Source organism: Leptospira bouyouniensis, assembly GCF_004769525.1.
Lineage (GTDB): Bacteria > Spirochaetota > Leptospiria > Leptospirales > Leptospiraceae > Leptospira_A > Leptospira_A bouyouniensis.
In genome coordinates, this window is record NZ_RQFT01000004.1 from 1 (window position 1) to 1,231 (window position 1,231).

At 38.3% G+C, this 1,231-nt stretch carries 1 protein-coding gene; it reads right to left on the reverse strand.

What is annotated here, in order from left to right; genetic code table 11:
• Positions 1 to 27 precede the first annotated feature (27 nt).
• Positions 28 to 1,231, reverse strand: a 1,204-nt coding sequence (locus tag EHQ43_RS19695) for an integrase core domain-containing protein (protein ID WP_244242672.1), incomplete at its 5' end; no start/stop codon positions are given.

The following is a 1,231-nucleotide window of genomic DNA, read 5'->3' on the forward strand; positions in this document are numbered from 1 at the left end:
GGTATGACTTCAAGACATGGTTAACGTTCATGCGTCAGGAGAAGGGTAATACTTTTTGGTAACCTTTCTTGGTTTATGAACTTTGTATGAATTGGAATCAGGATTAATCAAGAATAAATTTTGATCGATAGAACCTAACTTATTATTTCCGAACCAAATAGAAACGGAATCGATATCTTTTTTAATCCCGACATTATAACCGTTAAAAGGATTTCCGATCATAATGAGATGTCCGTTGTAATTGATGTAACCGCGATCGTTAACGTGTCTTTGTTTGAATCCAAAAGGATATGCGATTAGAAGGTCAGCGTTAGGATCAAAAAGTTTTTTAGATTTAACATAGATTTGTTCGGGAGTTTTCATGTTGAGGGCTTCATGAGGTCTTTCTCTATTGAATTCAATTCTCCATTTGTCGAAGAGTTTTTGGAAGAGAGTGATGTTACCGACGATTTCGTGTTGTAGCTCTCGAGCCATGTCTCTATGCATTCTTTCATGAGCGCCATTTTGGTAAGGTTTACCAGGTTGTATACGATCGAGTTTGATACCTAGAGAGAGCCACCAAACAGAGAGTTTAGTAAGCCCCCAAAGAGACTGCATAGAGGCGAAGGGAGGCCCGTTATCAGAGCGAATGATTTCTGGTAATCCATAGATCTTAAATAACCTAATAAATTCGGCTTTAACGGAAGGAATATCACCTTTAGAAAGGGTCTTAATGGAAAGAATGTATTTAGAGAAATCATCTCTAACAGTGAGAGGATTTATTTTTTCCCTGTCCGGAGTATACCACCATCCTTTGAAGTCAACGGTCCAAATATGATTCGGATGGGTCGCTTTCTCCGGCATAGAGATTCGCTGTCCTGAATTAATTGGTCTTCTTTTTCTCTTAGTCTCTTGTAATCCTGCTTTTTTAAGGATTCGTTCAATTGTAGATCTGTTAGGAGGTCTTCTATCAGGGAATTTAGATTTATAGAGTTCGAGTATTTTCTTAGCCCCCCAGAACTTCTTGTTATTTTTGATCTTAATGATTTCTAAGATGGTTTCTTCCGCAATCTTAGCGGGAGAGTTCTTAGGAGTTCTCTTCTTATCCAGAAGACCAACTCTCCCTTCCTTCAAGAACCTTTCTTTCCACTTGTATCCACACTTAGTAGAGATGCCATACTGAGCACAAAGCTGAGTAAAATTGACGTCATTCTGGAAGCTATCCAGAACAAATTGAAATCTTAAATCCACG